Annotated in this window: 14 protein-coding genes; 5 read left to right on the top strand and 9 right to left on the bottom strand. The window is 57.5% G+C overall.

All coding sequences use genetic code 11. From position 1 onward, the window contains the following. Nucleotides 1-136: 136 nt before the first annotated feature. Nucleotides 137-1,132 (top strand): TAXI family TRAP transporter solute-binding subunit, encoded by a 996-nt coding sequence (locus tag BUA42_RS01845; RefSeq protein WP_072775993.1) that lies wholly within the window; start codon nucleotides 137-139, stop codon nucleotides 1,130-1,132. Nucleotides 1,133-1,262: 130 nt separating this feature from the next. Continuing rightward, nucleotides 1,263-3,545, top strand: a complete 2,283-nt coding sequence (locus tag BUA42_RS01840; protein ID WP_072775992.1) for a TRAP transporter permease — start codon at nucleotides 1,263-1,265, stop codon at nucleotides 3,543-3,545. Nucleotides 3,546-3,575: 30 nt separating this feature from the next. On the opposite strand, the gene BUA42_RS01835 is transcribed toward BUA42_RS01840, so the two are convergent. The 8 genes from BUA42_RS01835 to BUA42_RS01800 all read right to left on the bottom strand — a co-directional run bounded on the left by BUA42_RS01835 (nucleotide 3,576) and on the right by BUA42_RS01800 (nucleotide 11,557). Then, nucleotides 3,576-4,550 carry a dihydrodipicolinate synthase family protein gene (locus tag BUA42_RS01835; protein ID WP_072775991.1) on the bottom strand — a complete coding sequence of 325 codons (975 nt, stop codon included), beginning with the start codon at nucleotides 4,548-4,550 and terminating at the stop codon, nucleotides 3,576-3,578. Then, on the bottom strand, nucleotides 4,543-5,223 hold the full coding sequence (locus tag BUA42_RS01830; RefSeq protein WP_072775990.1) for an aspartate/glutamate racemase family protein: 681 nt from the start codon (nucleotides 5,221-5,223) through the stop codon (nucleotides 4,543-4,545). Before BUA42_RS01830 ends, BUA42_RS01835 begins: the two co-directional genes overlap by 8 nt. Beyond that, nucleotides 5,220-5,609, bottom strand: coding sequence for a VOC family protein (locus BUA42_RS01825; RefSeq protein ID WP_072775989.1), 390 nt, complete (start codon nucleotides 5,607-5,609; stop codon nucleotides 5,220-5,222). Before BUA42_RS01825 ends, BUA42_RS01830 begins: the two co-directional genes overlap by 4 nt. Further along, entirely contained in the window at nucleotides 5,606-7,033 is a 1,428-nt protein-coding gene (gene hydA, locus BUA42_RS01820) for a dihydropyrimidinase (protein ID WP_072775988.1), read from the bottom strand. The genes BUA42_RS01825 and hydA overlap by 4 nt, the downstream gene beginning before the upstream one ends. A gap of 157 nt (nucleotides 7,034-7,190) precedes the next feature. Next, nucleotides 7,191-7,925, bottom strand: coding sequence for an alpha/beta fold hydrolase (locus BUA42_RS01815; protein ID WP_072775987.1), 735 nt, complete (start codon nucleotides 7,923-7,925; stop codon nucleotides 7,191-7,193). Then, complete coding sequence (locus BUA42_RS01810) at nucleotides 7,922-9,463, bottom strand: ABC transporter permease subunit (protein WP_072775986.1); 1,542 nt, start codon at nucleotides 9,461-9,463, stop codon at nucleotides 7,922-7,924. Before BUA42_RS01810 ends, BUA42_RS01815 begins: the two co-directional genes overlap by 4 nt. After that, complete coding sequence (locus BUA42_RS01805; protein ID WP_072775985.1) at nucleotides 9,460-10,515, bottom strand: quaternary amine ABC transporter ATP-binding protein; 1,056 nt, start codon at nucleotides 10,513-10,515, stop codon at nucleotides 9,460-9,462. The genes BUA42_RS01810 and BUA42_RS01805 overlap by 4 nt, the downstream gene beginning before the upstream one ends. A 76-nt stretch (nucleotides 10,516-10,591) precedes the next feature. After that, nucleotides 10,592-11,557 carry an ABC transporter substrate-binding protein gene (locus tag BUA42_RS01800; protein ID WP_072775984.1) on the bottom strand — a complete coding sequence of 322 codons (966 nt, stop codon included), beginning with the start codon at nucleotides 11,555-11,557 and terminating at the stop codon, nucleotides 10,592-10,594. Nucleotides 11,558-11,785: 228 nt separating this feature from the next. On the opposite strand from BUA42_RS01800, the gene BUA42_RS01795 reads away from it, so the two are divergent. Beyond that, nucleotides 11,786-12,670 (top strand): LysR family transcriptional regulator, encoded by an 885-nt coding sequence (locus tag BUA42_RS01795; RefSeq protein WP_072775983.1) that lies wholly within the window; start codon nucleotides 11,786-11,788, stop codon nucleotides 12,668-12,670. 63 nt (nucleotides 12,671-12,733) lie between these two features. Here the strand turns inward: BUA42_RS01795 and BUA42_RS01790 are convergent, their stop codons facing one another. Further along, nucleotides 12,734-14,299, bottom strand: coding sequence for an inorganic phosphate transporter (locus tag BUA42_RS01790; RefSeq protein ID WP_425435012.1), 1,566 nt, complete (start codon nucleotides 14,297-14,299; stop codon nucleotides 12,734-12,736). 211 nt (nucleotides 14,300-14,510) lie between these two features. Between BUA42_RS01790 and BUA42_RS01785 the strand changes: the two genes are divergently transcribed. Next, nucleotides 14,511-16,361: a Na/Pi cotransporter family protein gene (locus BUA42_RS01785; RefSeq protein ID WP_072775982.1), complete on the top strand. Its 1,851-nt coding sequence runs from the start codon at nucleotides 14,511-14,513 to the stop codon at nucleotides 16,359-16,361. Nucleotides 16,362-16,406: 45 nt separating this feature from the next. Then, the gene (locus BUA42_RS01780; protein ID WP_072775981.1) at nucleotides 16,407-16,655 is read left to right on the top strand and encodes a hypothetical protein; all 249 of its coding nucleotides are present in this window, start codon (nucleotides 16,407-16,409) and stop codon (nucleotides 16,653-16,655) included. The last annotated feature ends 314 nt before the right edge of the window (nucleotides 16,656-16,969 follow it).

Here is a 16,969-nt window from a genome sequence, read left to right as displayed (position 1 = left end):
TAAACTTTCGGGTTGAGGCGCGACAAATTCGCTCTATAGCTTAGTGCACACTGCTTGGGGGGAGGAACGCACGTTGGCGGGGCCGATGTTGCGCTGTTTCCCTCGAGCCAAGATATCCATGGGAGGATCTATCTTAATGACCGCATATACCAAGATCGCCGCAATCGCTGCGGCAGCGGCCTTTACCACAACAGCGGTTTACGCTGACGGCCACGTGGACCGCACCGGCTGGCCTGAGAGCTTTACCGTCGGCACGGCGTCGCAGGGCGGCACGTACTTTGCCTACGGCTCGGGCTGGGCGAACCTTGTCGCCGAAGAGCTGGGCCTGTCCGGCAGCGGCGAAGTCACCGGTGGCCCGATGCAGAACATGGCGCTCGTCCACACCGGCGAGGCGCAGTTCGGCATGACCACAATGGGTCCGGCAGCAGAATCGCTTCAGGGCACCAACCCGATCGCACCCGGCCTTCAGATGACCAATGCCTGCGCGATGTTCCCGATGTACCAGACGCCGTTCTCGGTGACGGCCTTGTCGGCCTCGGGCATCTCGTCGATCTCGGATATCCCGGACGGTGCGCGCATCGGTTTCGGCCCGGCCGGGTCGACCTCCGACACCTACTTCCCACGTATGATGGAAGAGCTGGGCGTCAATTTCGAGCGCCGCAATGGCGGTTGGTCCGATCTAGGCGGCCAGCTTCAGGATGGTCTCCTTGACGTGATCGCTTTCGCGGCCGGTGTTCCGGTCCCGGCGGTGTCGCAGCTTGAAGTACAGACAGACGTCAACATCATCGAATTCACCGAAGAAGAGCAGGCGACCATTCTTGCTGCCTTCCCGGTGTCCCAATTCGAGATCGCGGCAGACACCTACACCACGCTGGAAGCGCCGGCGCGCTCTGTGTCGATGTGGAACTTCGCCATCGCGAATTGCGACCTGCCCGAGAGCCTCGTGAATGCGGTGGTTGACGTGGTGATGTCCGACAACGAGCGCATGGTGAACATTCACCGCGCGGCACGCTCCACGCTGCCCGAGAACTGGGACAAGAATGGCGTGATGAAGTGGCACCCCGGCGCGGCTCAATGGTTCATCGATAACGCAGGTGCCGACATTCCTGCGGACATGATCCACGGCGGCTAAGCCAAAAAAGAGAGTGCAATTTGCGCTTTCTTCGGTAGCAATGAAAGCCCGCGCTTCTTATTGAGGCGCGGGCTTTTCGCACATTGGGCGTTTGCCCGCACAACTGCGCAAAACTGGGGATGGGGAACACATGACGGATCGGGACAGCGCCGCACAACAGGATCAGGTCGAGGAGGTTGTCCTCGCCGAAGGTGTCGATGAGGACCCGATCGAGTCCAACCGACGGCTCTTTGCCGGGAACGCGTATCTCTTCATTGCCGGACTTTCGACGCTGTATGCCGCGTTCCACATGATTGCGCTGAATGGTGTGTCGATTTCGGACTGGACCGGGATCGAGATCCCGTTCCTTCCCCAGTTTCCGATGGAGACGTGGAATTTCCGCATCGTACATATCGCCGGTGCATTGGCGCTTGGGTTTCTATTGTTCTCTGCGCATGCGTTCCAAGCCGACAAACCGCAGAAAGCCACGCGCATAGTATCAATTGCGGCCCTTCTGCTTGCCATTCCTGCACTTTTATCTGGTGTCACCGCGATCGGGTTCATGAACCTGATCAACTCTGGCACCTTGCCCGAGATGGGCGGTCTGACCACATGGGCCGCTTTCCCCGGCACTGAAATCTACGCAACCGAAGTGCAATGGTTCGGCATTCCCCTTCTCATCGCCACGCTCGGAGCCATCGTGACCGGCTGGTTCGAGCGTCGGGGGCGAGAGCTTTTCTCGGCGTCCGATATCGTGTTGGCGCTGTGTGCGATCGTTGTGGCGATCTACCTTGTTGCGATCTACGGCACTGCCGCGCGGAACTCGGTTGGTACGCCGTTTGTGCCAATCGGTGTCGCGTTCGCGGCTACCGCCGGGTCCGCGATGATCCTCGAGCTGACCCGTCGTGTGGCGGGTCTGGCGCTGGTCATCATCACGGGTGTGTTCCTTGTCTACACCTTCTCCGCGCACCTTTTGCCCGGCATTCTGGCGGTGCAAAACCCCTACACCTGGCAGCGCTTCTTTGGTCATGTCTACTCCGATGCGGGTATCCTCGGACCAACGACAGCGGTGAGTTCGACCTACATCATCCTCTTCATCATCTTCGCGGCCTTTCTGCAGGCGTCAAAGGTCGGCGACTACTTCGTCAACTTCGCCTTCGCAGCCGCCGGACGCGCGCGGGGCGGTCCCGCCAAGGTGGCGATCTTCGCCTCGGGTCTGATGGGTATGATCAACGGGACGTCGGCGGGCAACGTGGTCGCGACCGGGTCGCTCACCATCCCGCTGATGAAAAAGGTTGGCTATCACAGAAAAACCGCCGGCGCTGTTGAGGCTGCGGCTTCTACCGGCGGTCAGATCATGCCGCCAATCATGGGCGCGGGTGCGTTCATCATGGCCGAGATCACCGGGATTCCGTATCAGGAAATCGCCATTGCAGCGATCATCCCGGCGATCCTCTACTTTGTGTCGATCTACTTCATGGTCGATTTCGAAGCGGCCAAGCTGAACATGCGCGGCATGCGTGAAGACGAGTTGCCCAAATTCGCGGCACTTGCGCGGCAGGCCTATCTCTTTGTGCCGATCCTCATCCTGATTGTCGCGCTGTTCCTTGGCTATTCCGTGATCCGGGCCGGCACGCTCGCCACCGTGGCAGCCGCCGTCGTGTCCTGGCTGACGCCGCACCGGATGGGCATTCGGTCCATCCTGAAAGCGTTTGAACTCGCCGGGGTGATGTCGATCCAGATCATCGCGGTCTGCGCCTGTGCGGGCATCATCGTGGGTGTCATTTCCCTCACTGGCGTCGGCGCGCGTTTCTCGGCAGTGTTGCTCGACCTCGCAGCGGCCTCGCAGCTTCTGGCGCTCTTTTTCGCCATGTGCATCGCGATCCTTCTGGGCATGGGCATGCCGACGACCGCCGCCTACGCGGTGGCGGCTTCGGTTGTGGCGCCGGGTCTGGTGCAGCTTGGGATTCCGATGCTCACCGCGCATTTCTTCGTCTTCTACTTTGCGGTGGTTTCGGCCATCACGCCCCCCGTGGCGCTGGCCAGTTACGCCGCTGCGGGGATCTCGGGATCGAACCCGATGGAGACCAGCGTCGCAAGCTTCAAGATCGGCATCGCAGCCTTCATCGTGCCGTTCATGTTCTTCTACAACTCCGCCATTCTGATGGAGGGCACGTGGTTCGAGGTCATCCGCGCCGGTCTCACCGCCACCTTCGGAGTGTTCCTGTTGTCGTCCGGTGTGCAAGGCTGGTTCATGGGCGGCCGCACGGTGTGGTTCTTGCGTCTAGCCCTGATCGTCGCGGCGCTCTTCATGATCGAGGGCGGTCTGATTACCGATCTCATCGGCGTCGGTGCGGCGACTGGTATCTTCTTCGTCCAGAAGTTCCTGCGTCCCGACCCCGACACACCCATCCGCGTGCGGGGTGCGGATTAGAGGCTGTCGGTTGCAAGTTCTAGCAAGGACTCATTTTCTGCTCATCGACAGATCTTGTTGAACGTCGCTTTGCCAGAATACGTCTCTTGGAACACCAAGATCCAAGAGACGTTTCTCTTGTCGACGAGCGAGCGCATCAATTTCGGCGATGGCTTGGACCGACAGACTTGTTGAGGGTTTTCGCACAGTTGCATGTTGAATGACGCCCTGACGCGCCAGAGAGTGTTTTCGGATCGCTAGGCCCATACCGGGCTGCGCTTCGTAACGGATCATTGGCATGTAGGCGTCGAAAATGTCTCGCGCGCGGTCGATATCACCAGCGTGGTACGCATCAATGACCAGTCGCATCATCTCCGGATAGCCAAATCCCGTCATCGCGCCGTCGGCGCCCCGCATCATTTCCTCGAGCAGATACATCCCGCCATTACCGCACAGAATCGAGATGCGTCGCGAACCGTCTTCTGAAGCTTTGCGCAAGGATGTGATCTTCTCCAAGCCCGGCCAGTCTTCGTGTTTGAGCATGACGCATGTCTGACACTCCTCGACAATCTGCAGGATAACCGAAGGCGATATTTGGACTCCCGTCGCAAGTGGAAAGTCTTGCAAAACGAAAGGTGTTTCCCCCAAGCAATCTGCGGCGTTGTGAAAATAGCTGACAATCTGTGCGTCGGTTTTCAAGCCCATCGGCGGTGCCACCATGACCCCGCTTGCTCCCACGTCCATTGCTTCGGTGCTCATGGCCGCCATAGTCGCGAAACCGGGGGCAGACACGCCCACGATGACCGGAACGGTTGATCTGGAGATAACACGCCGAATGACCTCGACCGACTCCGACGAAGACAGCTTGCCCGCCTCCCCCATCATTCCGAGAATTGTCAGGCCAGAAGCGCCCCTCGCGATATAGGCATCGACCATCCTGTCGAGACTGGCCAAATCCAGTGTGCCATCAGGGAGGAACGGCGTGACGGCGATCGTGAACACGCCTTTTGTCGTTTCATCAATCATGGTCTGCTCTTTGTGAAGCGTGAGAAAGATCAAGGGATATATGACCGAGTGCCATGCTCACTGCGGCCTGCGCCGGTTCAACGACCGGCAATCCAACGGCGCTTTGCAGTGGCGCGCGGTATTTTGCCATACCCGCACAGCCCATAATAAGCACATCGGCCCCGTCTTCGTCGCGCAGTCGTTTTCCGGTTTCTATCATGGCATTCAGGCTCTTGTCGGTGTCCGCCAATTCGGTAACTCCCAGTTCAATAGCCCTGTCACCGGCCATGCGGTCGAGGACACCCATAGCGCCGAATGCCCGCAAATGGCGCGGAATGGACCGCGACAATATCGCAATGACTCCAAAGCGTTGGCCGAGCGTGAGGGCGGTCATGACCGAAGCTTCCTGAATGCCTACGACGGGAAGCCATGTTTGATCGCGCAAGGCATGCAATCCCGGATCGCCGAAGCAGGCAATCACGTATCCCGCCGCATCCGCTTGCGCCGCCGCCAAGGCCAGCATTGGTGCGATGATCAGGTCTGCCTGAAGTTGGCTTTCGATACCTTTTGGGCCCTCCTTCAGCGTCAGACATCGGATCGGGAGGCCAAGTTTGCGGAGTGGGTCGATTGCAGCGTCAATACCACGCGTGACATCTTCCGAAGAATTCGGATTGATGACGATCAGCGATTTCATGTGCCGGGCCGTATCGCGGATTGGATCTCGATCTGGTAACCTTCGGGATCGTTGAATACAAAGGCGCGAATGCCGATTTCGTCATTTGCAAAAAGCTCTGACAAATTCTTGAGCTTTCTGGCTTGAGCATAGGCATACCAGTCGTCCACGTTCGAAACCCTGATGCACAATTGAACGGGTTTATCCGCCGTCCATTTGTTCATGCCTTTCGTTTCGTCCACCAGCCCGACATGCCCGCCAAGGCAAATTCGATAGATTTTGGTCCACCCTTGATCAATGGCTAACGTGAGGCCAAGCACATCCTCATAGAACCGCATCGCTTTGGGCAGATCACGGTAGTAGAAAAACGTGACGGTCAGTTCATTCGCGGATTCCGGTCGCTTCATTGCGTCGACAACCCCATCGCGTGCTGTCTAGGGTGCGTTGCAAGTTCGGGCCGATCAATCCACTGTCCGTTACCTGGCGCGCCAAAAAACCTGCCGTTTTTCACAAGCATTTGCCCGCGAAGGAACACATATTCAGGCCAGCCGGTTACAGTCCTTCCCTCCCATGGATTGTATCCGACGTTGTCGTGCAAATCGTTGCCGCCATAGATCACCGATTTGTCTGGATCCCAGATCACGATATCGGCGTCCATGCCTTCGGCGATCCTACCTTTGTGAAGAAGCCCGTAGATCCGCGCGGGTGCGTGGGCCGTCAATTCAGCAAAGGCTACCGGTCCGCCTCTGCCTTGGGTGACCATCGCATCGAACATGAGCGGCAATCGCGTTTCCAACCCCGGCAAACCATTGGCAATCTGATGGAAACCAGGATTAGGTCCTGCAGATAATTTGCCCGTTTCGTCGAACCTGTAGGGAGCATGGTCAGAAGAGACGAGGCTTAACGTGCCTTCAAGCAACGCATCCCACAAGGCCTGTTGATCATCGGCGGTGCGCTGCGGCGGAGAGCACATCCACTTGGCCCCTTCGAGCCCAGGTTTGTCCAGAATGTCCTCTGTCATGAAAAGGTAATGTGGACAGGTCTCCGCCCACACTGGCGCACCGCGAGCCCGCGCAGCCCTAATCGCGTCGGCGCCTTCCTTTGTAGAGATGTGAAACAGCATCACGGGCTGGTCGAGGTATTCTGCGAAGCGACAGATACGCTCTACCGCTTCGATCTCAGCCACCCGCGGTCGCGATTTCGCGTGATCAAGAGGCTTAACATGTCCTGCTTCAATCAAAGCTTTCTTGGCTTGCGCAATGATCGCATCGTTTTCGGCATGTACACAAACCAAAGCTCCGTCGTCTCTCGCATGACGAAAAATGTTAAGAAGCTGGGCGTCGTTGAGTTGGATGTTGTACGTCGTGAAAACCTTTAAGGATCGGTGGCCACCGTCGATGAGTGTCGCAAGATCTTCGGCGAAGCCCTTCACCTCCGTATCGGTCAAAGTGATGTGAAAGGCGTAATCAATCATCGCCCCCCTTTTGGCGCGAACGGCGTAATCCGAAACAGTATCGGAAAGCCGCTGCCCCTTCGCTTGCGCCGCAAACGATATGACACTTGTCGTCCCGCCCATCGCAGCAGATTTCGTGGCAGTTTCGAAGGTGTCTGCATTCCACTGTCCCATGCCGGACATCTGCTCAATATGAGCATGCGGATCGACACCGCCCGGCATGACCCATTTTCCTTCGGCCGATATGTGTTTGGTTGCACCGCCCGCCGGTCCTATCGCAACAATACGCCCGTGATCCACCGCCAGGTCGCTTTCCACGATCCCTTGAGGTGTCACCACGCGACCGTCGTGAATGACCAGATCGACGTTGGAAGCCATAGACACACCCTTTCCAAATGTGCTGTGCACCTTATCTCAGCATGCCCTGAACGCCGAGTGCTGCAAAGCAGGAAGATTGAAGAATTTCAGTGCAGTGCCGACAAAGGCAGATATTCAATCCCATGTGCTTTCGCTGGCTGCGAAACCCGAAAGGCGATCACGCGGCGAAATCAGTCTCCAAAAAGTCGCCCAAAATTTGATTAAAGATTGCGGGCTTCTCCAGATGGGCGGCATGTGCACAATTCGGAATGACGGCTAGACTGGTGCGATCTATCGATGTCCACAGTCGTTCTATCTGGTTCCATCCGTATGTTCGGTCGCGGTCGCCCCAGATCACAAGTGTATTCGCCCGAATCCGGGGCAATTCAGAGATGCCACACCAAGATTCCATAGCGTCCAGCCCAGCGAAGATAGCTTGAAGGCTGCTACGCTCTGCTATCGCAGCGCAGTCTTCGTAGGCTGGCGCGGTTTCGCCCTCTAGGAACCAAGTTGCCGCGATCCGTCTGGCAGTTTTCTTCGGACCATCTGAGTGTGCCCTGCTTTTTGACGTCTGGATCGGTTCAAACCGGCCGGGCAAAACGCCTGCCGCGCCGGTACCATAGAGCACCAGCCGGTCAACGCGCTCTGGGGCTACTGTTGCAATCTCCTGAGCGATCATGCCGCCCATCGAATGTCCCAAGAGATGAAAGCGATCGGCGCCGGTGGCATCAAGATGGTCCAAAACCCAATTTGCATAGTCGCGAATACGCTCCGGCGCGCTGACATCAGCATTCTGACCAAATCCTGGAAGATCTACCGCGACGACGTCGAAAGCATGCTCGAAAGCCGTCTTCTGTCCCTTCCATTGCCGACTGCCACCCATGAAACCGTGAACCAGCACCAAAGGTGTCATTTGCGAGCGCCCTGCACGATACGGTCTAGGATCATGGCGCAAAACAGAATTGAGAACCCCGCAAGAATCCCTTGACCTACATTCGCGTATTGCAGCGCTTCGAGCACATCCTCGCCCAGACCCTTGGCACCGATAAGCGAGGCCACCACAACCATTGCCAAGGACAGCATAATCGTTTGATTGACCCCCGCGCGGATTGATGGGCTGGCAAGAGGTAGGTCGACCTTTGTCAGAAGGTACCATTTGTTGGCACCGAAACTGATGGCCGCCTCCCGCACGCTTTCCGGCACGCCGCGTAGACCCAGTACAGTTAAGCGCACCACCGGCGTACCGCCAAAGATCATCGTAACAACCACCGCGGCCGGTTTGCCGACACCGAAAAACGCAATAACCGGAACCATGAAGACAAACGCCGGCATTGTCTGCATGAAGTCCATGATCGGCTGGATAAAAGCGTAGAACCGGGGCCGTCTGGCCGCAAACATGCCAAGGGGAATACCAATCAGGATCGAAAGACACGCCGCTGTTCCGAGCAGCGCCAAGGTCGTCATGGCGGCTTCCCAGAACCCCAGAAGGCCCATATAGGCGAGGAATGCGCCCGAATAGATGGCGGTGCGGACGCCCGCGGTCAGCCAAGTCAGAAGAATGATGAGACTGGCGATCACGATCCACGGAGTTTGAACGAGGATCACTTCCAACGCGTCCAGAAGGCTTCGGATGCCGAAGGTCAATACGTCGAAGAACGCTTCGCTGTTGCGCACACACCAGGCGATGAAATCTTCGACCCATGTAATACTCGTGAGCCGGATATCGGGGTCGGTAGGAAAAGCACTCAGTAGCGAGAAACGCCCTGGAAAGCTGTAGTGCAGCATCGCGGTGCAGACGATCAGCACCATGAAGACCGCGCTGAATACAATTTCAGCCGTGGGAAGTCCTGATCGGATCGTACGGTCCGACAGCCATTCCGAAAACCGCGTTTCCAGCGCCCAGTTGGCCGTGGTTGCCTGGACCAACTTCACAACGATGAGCAGCACCACCCCGCCCAATACGATCCACGGGCCCTGCGACGCCAGCGCCTCCGCTTCAGCGCGAATGCCGTCGATATTGGCTTCAAGGGAGTCGACGGTGCGTCGAAAAGCATCTACCCGATCAGAATTGTTCTCGATCGCCGCTGCCAATTGCTGACGGCGCAAGTCCAGCGTTCCTTCAATAGACGCTATACGCTCCATCGCCTCAGCAGCCAGATCCCCGAACAACCCTCGCGCAATCTGCACAAATGCAAGCGCTTCAAGGATCAGGAACGGCAGGGCCCAAGACCAAAGCCCTCGCGCACCGAACCAGATCGGCCCAAACAGCCCCGCCATCACGTTGAAGGTTGGTGTGAAACGGGACGATGCTCCGATCTTTTCGAAATTCCGGATGTAGTAGTCCGGGCTAGTACGCACAAAGGTCCGAATGTTGTTCCGGCGCTCGTCCGCATAAGCAACCGCAGCTTCACTTTCCGTGTCTTCAAGCGGGTTGATGCCATAGTCATTCATGACACTTCCGTTCCTTCGATCACTGTCCGCAGCAAATCTGAACGCGTGATGACGCCTACTTCCTTACCTGCGTCTTCGACTATGATTGCGTCGGTCTTCTCAATGGCAAGATTGATCAGATTGCTCAGGGTTTCGTTCTCACCCACACGCGGCGCGTCGGCGGGAACGGATCCATGCGCAGCGACGTATTCCGCGATGGGCTGCATGACGGCATGCGCGTGAACCACCTTCAGTCGCGAAATCCCCGCCACGAAATCTGCGACATAGTCATCCGCCGGGTGCATTACGATGTTCTCGGCCGTCCCGATCTGCACCACCTTACCATCGCGCATGATGGCGATCCGGTCACCAATGCGCACGGCTTCGTCCAGATCATGAGTGATGAAGACGGTGGTCTTCTTCAGAATCTTGCTCAGGCGGATGAATTCATCCTGCAATTGTCGCCGGATTAGCGGATCCAGCGCTGAGAACGGCTCGTCCATCAACAGTACGTCCGGGTTGGCAGCCAAGGCTCTCGCCAGACCCACGCGTTGCTGCATCCCTCCTGACAGCTCATGCGCGAATTTCGACCCCCATGGACCAAGCTCAACAATATCGAGGATGGCCGCTGCCTGCCGCATTCGTTCATTCTTGGCGACTTGTCGGATTTCCAGCGGCATTGCTACGTTGTCGAGCACAGACCGATGCGGCATTAGCGCGAAGTTTTGAAACACCATGCCAATCTTGCGGTTCCGGAATGTCTGAAGCTCTTTGCTGCCAAGGGCCATTACGTCGATGCCTTCGATCTCGATCTTTCCCGCCGTCGGCTCCAGCAACCTGTTGAAGTGGCGCACGAGCGTCGATTTACCGCTCCCGGACAAGCCCATGATGCAGAAGATTTCGCCACGGTTGATCGACAGGCTGACATCGGCCACACCGACCACGGCATTGTGCCGGGCCAGAACCTCGGACTTTGTCAGTCCCTCTTCGCGTATGGCGCGAAGGGCCGCTTCCGGATGGGCGCCGAAAATCTTCCAGACGTCAGAGATTTCTATGACCGTCTCGTCGTGCATCAGGTCACGCCTTATTGAGCCAGTAAAAGAGAGGGCATCGGACCGCGGCCAGATGCCCGAAGTAGAAGATCAGACGTCAGAGACCCAACCAGCCGTCGACGCGTTCGGAATTGGCTTCCACCCACTCCGCCGCCACTTCACCCGGATCACGCCCATTAGCGCTGATTTCGAATGCCAATTGGCTAACGTCTTCGGCGTTCAGCTGAAAGTTCTGGAAAAACTCCGCGATGGCCGGCGACCGATCAACCAGCGAATTGGACCAGGCAATCTGCACATCTTTCAAAGCATCTTTTGTTGCGACCATGGATTTGTTGTACCAATCCGGGTCGTCCGACGGCTGCACCATGACGTATTTGGCAGGATCAAAGGTTGGTTCTGTCAGCATCTGCACGTCGAACATGAACCAAACCGCGTGAGGTTCGTAGCAATAGAACGCGTAGCCCTCACCTTTTGCGATGCTGTCTTTGATGCGAGCAGTTTTGACCGCTTCTTCGGCGCGGATGGGTTCGATGAAGTCAAGCAATCCGTAGTCGCGCACCTTGACCTCATTGACATTGGCAGAGGCCCACCCCGGCGCACCTATCCACATCTCGCCCTTTCCGTTGCCATCACTGTCCATCAATGTCGCCACATCAGGACGGCCGAGGTCCGCGATGTCGGTGATGTTATTGGCTTCGCCGAAGTCCTTTGTCACACAGAAGCCCTGGTTCCCCTGGTAGGGGTTCGTTGACAATGTGACTGTTCCGGCTTCGTCAACATATTGCTTCGTAAAGCTTTCCTGGTTCGGCAGCCAAACGTCGGGGTGCACATCGATGTCGCCCTTGCCCTGATCCATCGCCTGGAAAATCGTGGCATTGTTACCGGGTACGTATTCGACTTGACCGCCGATACGCGTCTCTACGACATGCCCGAGCACATGAGCTATCGCCTGCGCGCCTGTCCAGGATGGCACTCCGATCTTCACTTCCTCAGATGCAAGAACCGGCAGAGCTAATGCGCTGACGGCCGCAGCCAAACCAAGGGATTTGAATGTGTATTTCATGGTGGTCTCCTCTGTTGGTGGCTGGCCGGCGGGTCCCGGCCGGGCATGATCCAACACGAACCTTCTTCACGAGGTCTGAGGTGGCACCTCGGTTGGAGCATCATGCCCATGCTCAAGCCTAGGAACAGATTCGAAATCCATACCAATTCAAACATTTCATCAAACTATTCCGAATTTGCATGATCTCGCGTAGCATCGGGGAAAGCCTTTGAAATGTAAGGACATGTGATGGATCTGAATTGGCTGCGCGATTTCGAGTGTCTGGCGCGCTCGCAAAACTTCACGCGAGCTGCTGATGAAAGAAACATCACTCAATCCGCATTCAGCCGCCGGATCAAGGCACTGGAAAGCTGGGTCGGCTTGCCCTTGGTCAATCGCGCGACATACCCGGTACAGCTCACCGAAGCAGGAAAACAGTTTTTGCCAACCGCCACAGGAGCGTTGTCCCAGCTGTCCGAAGCACGCCAGCTCCTGCGCGATGCGGACCGCGGTGAACATCGCTTCATTCGCTTCTCGGTCCTGCATACGATCTCAGTCAATTACCTCGCAAAGCGCATCGAAACACTGCAGGGCCAGCTGCCCGGCATGCGCACCCGCGTCATCTCGGATTCCCTGAGCACGTGTTGTGAGCTTTTGATGGAGGGCGCGGTCGACATCATGCTCTGTTATGCACACGGAGCAGTCTCACCTACCATCGATGAGACCGCGTTCGAGCGCAAAGACCTCCTGACAGATATGTTGATCCCCGTCGCCGCCACGGCCACAGCCCAAAAGCACGCATGGAACTTGGATAATCGAGCCAGGCAAAAGATCTCCTACCTTGCATATGAGCGATCAAGTTTTCTCGGTATGGTTGTCGAGCAAACGATCGGACGCAAACCGTTCCATGCCGAAACGATTTACGTCGACGCCCTCGTCGAGGCAATCAAACGCCGACTGATGGCTGGCAGCGGTTTCGCCTGGATGCCAGAAACCGCGATACAGTCCGAATTGGCGGACGGAAGCGTCACCCCAATTGGACAACAGCATTGGCGCGCTGAACTCACAATCTCGGCTTATGCAAACCCATCCCTTTTCGATCAGGTGACGCGGGAGTTGTGGGAGCTTCTTTAAGCACAGAAATCACCATTCGGATTTACGCCCCCACGCATTCAAACCTTGGTCCAGGCCATTTTCCTACGGCAACAACATCCCGCGGATCATGAAGAAGAACATGGCTGCGAGGATGGCGGCGATTGGGACTGTGATGATCCAGGCTGCCGCGATGCGCAGAAGGAGGTTGCGCTTCACGAGTTCGACACGCTGGACTCGTCCCAGACCGCGTCTTTCGCGCTTTCCAAGCAGGCGATCGGCGGCCGCCTGGGCCTTCATGTCGCGAAGCATTTCGCCTTTTATTGCCACATCAGCGGCCTCGAATTGCGTCAGAAATGTCTCAACTGCCTCGGGGTCGTTTTCGGAGTGGTGCTCTCTGATCTCGTCAAGCATACGCGCGTAACTTGCCTTGATGTACTCGCGCAGGAACCCGACGCCGAAGACACCTCCGACGGCGATATGGGTCGAGCTGACCGGTAGCCCGAGTTGGGAGGCGATGATGACGGTGATTGCGGCAGCCATGGCAATGCAGAAGGCGCGCATCTTGTCGAGTTCGGTGATCTCACTGCCGACCGTGCGGATCAGTTTGGGCCCATAAAGCGCCAGACCGAGCGAGATGCCGATGGCCCCAACGGCCATGACCCACAGGGGGATTCCGGCTTTGGTTGATATCCCGCCGCTGGTGATGGCTTCGTTGATCCCGGCCAGTGGGCCAACTGCGTTGGCGACGTCATTTGCGCCGTGCGCAAAGCTCAAGAGCGCCGCCGCGAAGATCAACGGCACCGTAAAGAGCGAGTTGACGCTTGCCTTGTGGTTTTCGAGCTTCGCCGTTGCCCGCGCAATATAGGGGCGCATGATCATGTAGACCGCAAGCGCAATAGCCAGGCCGATCAGGAGCGCCATTGGGAAAGACACCGCGATCACCTTCTTCACGCCCTTGAGCATCAGATAGGTCGCAAAGGCCCAGGCCATGAATGCGACCAGCACGGGAACCATGCGATTGGCCGCTGAGAGCACGTCGCGTTTGTAGGTGATCGTACGTTTGATGATGTAGAGAAAACCTGCCGCGATCAGACCGCCGAGGACCGGAGAGATGACCCAGCTTGCCGCGATCTGGCCCACCACAGACCAGTCAGCGATATTCCAACCCGCTGCTGCGATCCCGGCACCAAGCACACCACCAACGATTGAGTGTGTAGTAGAGACCGGCGCGCCAATTGCGGTCGCGAAATTGAGCCAGACCGCTGCCGCCAAAAGCGCCGCGATCATCAGCCAGACAAAGGTGTCCCGGTCGGCAACAAGGTCCGGATCAATGATCCCGCTTTTTATGGTGCCGACAACATCCCCACCGGCGATAAGTGCACCTCCGGCTTCGAAGAACGCCGCGATGACAATCGCACCGGTCAGGGTTATGGCGTGTGATCCAACGGCTGGTCCGACATTGTTCGCCACGTCATTGGCGCCGATATTCATCGCCATGTAGCCGCCGATCATGGCCGCAGCGACCATGAGGATTCCGTCAATGCCGCCATCGGTGCGCACAATGGTGAACAACATGATCCCGACGATGAAAAGCAGCGCCGTTCCAAAACGGAAAAGCTCATCGCGATTTCGCTGAACGGCCTGCTCGATGTTTTCGGTACGTAGCACGGCAGATACCCCCCAAACTTCCGTGATTGGACGAGTCATCATCGCGGGTCGGGCGAAAGCCGATATGAGCCAAATCAAGGACGGCACATTCGCCCAGAGGTATGTTCCCTAATTACCACGATGGGAGGAGACGGGACCGAATGCGGAGCAGATCGGTTCAGAGGCAGTGGTCCGGGCAGGGCCGACTCGCGCTTTGCGCGATGGTCGCCGCATGACACGGTTCTTCCTCCCAGTTGCGATGGGTGCGCTTCTTTTTGCGTTCTGGTTCAGTACGGACGCGCAGGAGATCGCGGCGGGGGTGGCGATCTTTCTCTTCGGCATGCTGATGCTCGAAGACGGGTTCAAGCTATTCAGTGGTGGCACGCTGGAGAAGGTTCTGGAGCGGGCGACAGGATCGACGCCGCGCGCGCTGTCGTTTGGTATCCTGTCCACAACGCTCTTGCAGTCGAGTTCGCTCGTTTCCGTCATCACCATTTCGTTTCTCAGCGCCGGGCTGATTTCTCTGATCGGCGGCGTCGGCATCATCTTCGGTGCAAATATCGGGACGACCACCGGTGCCTGGTTGGTCGCGGGGCTTGGCCTGAAGGTGAATATCGCCGCCTACGCCATGCCGATGATCGCCCTCAGCATCGTGCTGGTGTTTCAGAAATCAAAACCGCTGCGAGGCATTGGCTACGCTTTGGCGGGGCTGGGGTTTCTTTTCCTCGGGATCCACCACATGAAAGAGGGGTTCGAAGCGTTCAAGGACCAGATCGACCTCACGCGCTTTGCACTGTCCGGGGTGCTGGGCTTGTTCGTTTATTCGCTCATCGGAACAGCCGCGACCGTCATCATGCAATCGAGCCATGCCACCATGGTGTTGATCCTGACAGCATTGGCCGCAGGACAGATAAGCTACGAGAACGCGCTGGCACTGGCGATCGGCGCGAATATCGGGACCACGATCACCGCCATCATCGGATCACTTGGCGCGAATTTCCAAGGCAAGAGATTGGCGCTCGCGCATTTGATCTTCAACTCGGTCACCGCGGTCGTGGCAATCGTCCTTATCATCCCCCTGCGCGACACCGTCGATTGGATCAGCGCTTGGGTCGGCATCGGCGCGACGGACTACGCGATGAAGCTGGCCGTGTTCCATACGATCTTCAACGTGCTTGGCGTGACGCTCATGCTGCCGGTGCTGCAGCGGCTCATCACGTTTCTTGAGCATCGGATTGCGGAACCCGTGCCGGATGTCAGCCGACCGCATTTCCTGAATGAGGCCGTGGACGAATTTCCGCAGACCTTCGAGATCGCTCTTCGCAAAGAAGTGCTTCACCTCTACGAGAATGCGGTGGAGCTGATCCTGCACGGGCTGAACCTACACCGCGACGAAGTCTTCTCCACACAGGATGTCGACACCCTTGTGCGCAAAAGCCGGGTACCGCTCGAACTTGATCTGGACGAGTCTTACGAGCGACGGGTCAAAACGCTGTATTCGAGCATCGTGGAGTTCTCGACACGTGCGGGCGACAAACGCATCGCGCCTGATATCGCGGAGCGTATCTACGCCTTGCGCGACGTTTCGAGTGACATTGTGCAGGCGGTGAAGTCCGTCAAACACCTGCGCAAGAACGTCCTGCGCTACACGGTGCATCGCGGCGGCGCGACGACAGAGCTATACGACCAACTGCGCACGGAGATCGCGCGTATCACAATCGAGATCAGAAAGCTTGGTCTGGCTGACCCGGACGACCGCAGCGCGCTTTGGCTCGATCAGGAGCGCGCGCGGATAGAAGAGGATGCGCGGTCGACCTCCAAACGCGTTGACGCGTTGATCCGTTCGGGCGATCTGGCCCCCACGGCTGCGACGTCTTTCATGAACGACTCTGGATATGCCTACAGCGCCATGCGCGAACTCATCAAAGCGGCACGCACGTACTACATCCCCCGCGACAGCGCCATGGCCGAAGTCGAGCAGCTTTTGTCACTTGACGAAGAGGAACTTCACGAGGCGATTATGGACACCGGCCTCCTTTCCAGTGACGGGTCGGCACAAGCGACAGTCACGAAACCGTCATGAAACACCGGCAGGATATGCCGTCGAGGTCAGGATTGGAACGCAACCATGGGTCTGAAAAAGCTTGCCGCCAAGGTGGTGGACTACAACGAACGCCTCGAAGGCGGCAAAGCGAGCAAGATCAAACCTCGCCACGTGGCGAAGGTGCTGGAAAAGCTCCGCGCCAAGGAAGCCGAACTCGAAGCCGAGATCGCATCCACCACCTCGCCCGAGAAGACCGCCCGCCTGGAAGGCAAATTGGGTGTGGCCCGCACCCACATCGAACGCGCCGAATGGCTGTTGAACGAGATCAGTTGATTTTTTGGGCGCGCTGCGGGAGGACGTGGCACGATTCCCTTTAAGTCCGCGTTACTTCCTTGGTCTATTTTAGATTTGAAGTTCTGCCTGAATTGCGCAGAGTCGTTGTCTTGGTTTCGGCACTTCGATCAAGCACGCGAGCAGGATGCGAATTCCGGTTTCATCAGCGCTGCCGGTAGGTTGCGCCCAATCGTGCTCCGCGACCTTTCCTCGAAAAAGCTTCGAAACCATGGTTCCAACTATTCGGTCACAAATCTGAGGCTCATGGGCCACCGCCGTTCATTCAGCAGACCGATGAACCGCCTATTGAAGAC

The sequence above is a fragment of the Marivita hallyeonensis genome (assembly GCF_900129875.1).
Taxonomy (GTDB): domain Bacteria; phylum Pseudomonadota; class Alphaproteobacteria; order Rhodobacterales; family Rhodobacteraceae; genus Marivita; species Marivita hallyeonensis.
The sequence above is the reverse complement of the archived record's forward strand: the minus strand, read 5'-3'. Positions and strand labels throughout refer to the sequence as shown.

Coding starts and splice junctions, on each gene's coding strand:
- BUA42_RS01845 (WP_072775993.1), top strand. CDS start 137: ATGACCGCATATACCAAGATCGCCGCAATCGCTGCGGCAGCGGCCTTT.
- BUA42_RS01840 (WP_072775992.1), top strand. CDS start 1,263: ATGACGGATCGGGACAGCGCCGCACAACAGGATCAGGTCGAGGAGGTT.
- BUA42_RS01835 (WP_072775991.1), bottom strand. CDS start 4,550: ATGATTGATGAAACGACAAAAGGCGTGTTCACGATCGCCGTCACGCCG.
- BUA42_RS01830 (WP_072775990.1), bottom strand. CDS start 5,223: ATGAAATCGCTGATCGTCATCAATCCGAATTCTTCGGAAGATGTCACG.
- BUA42_RS01825 (WP_072775989.1), bottom strand. CDS start 5,609: ATGAAGCGACCGGAATCCGCGAATGAACTGACCGTCACGTTTTTCTAC.
- hydA (WP_072775988.1), bottom strand. CDS start 7,033: ATGGCTTCCAACGTCGATCTGGTCATTCACGACGGTCGCGTGGTGACA.
- BUA42_RS01815 (WP_072775987.1), bottom strand. CDS start 7,925: ATGACACCTTTGGTGCTGGTTCACGGTTTCATGGGTGGCAGTCGGCAA.
- BUA42_RS01810 (WP_072775986.1), bottom strand. CDS start 9,463: ATGAATGACTATGGCATCAACCCGCTTGAAGACACGGAAAGTGAAGCT.
- BUA42_RS01805 (WP_072775985.1), bottom strand. CDS start 10,515: ATGCACGACGAGACGGTCATAGAAATCTCTGACGTCTGGAAGATTTTC.
- BUA42_RS01800 (WP_072775984.1), bottom strand. CDS start 11,557: ATGAAATACACATTCAAATCCCTTGGTTTGGCTGCGGCCGTCAGCGCA.
- BUA42_RS01795 (WP_072775983.1), top strand. CDS start 11,786: ATGGATCTGAATTGGCTGCGCGATTTCGAGTGTCTGGCGCGCTCGCAA.
- BUA42_RS01785 (WP_072775982.1), top strand. CDS start 14,511: ATGACACGGTTCTTCCTCCCAGTTGCGATGGGTGCGCTTCTTTTTGCG.
- BUA42_RS01780 (WP_072775981.1), top strand. CDS start 16,407: ATGGGTCTGAAAAAGCTTGCCGCCAAGGTGGTGGACTACAACGAACGC.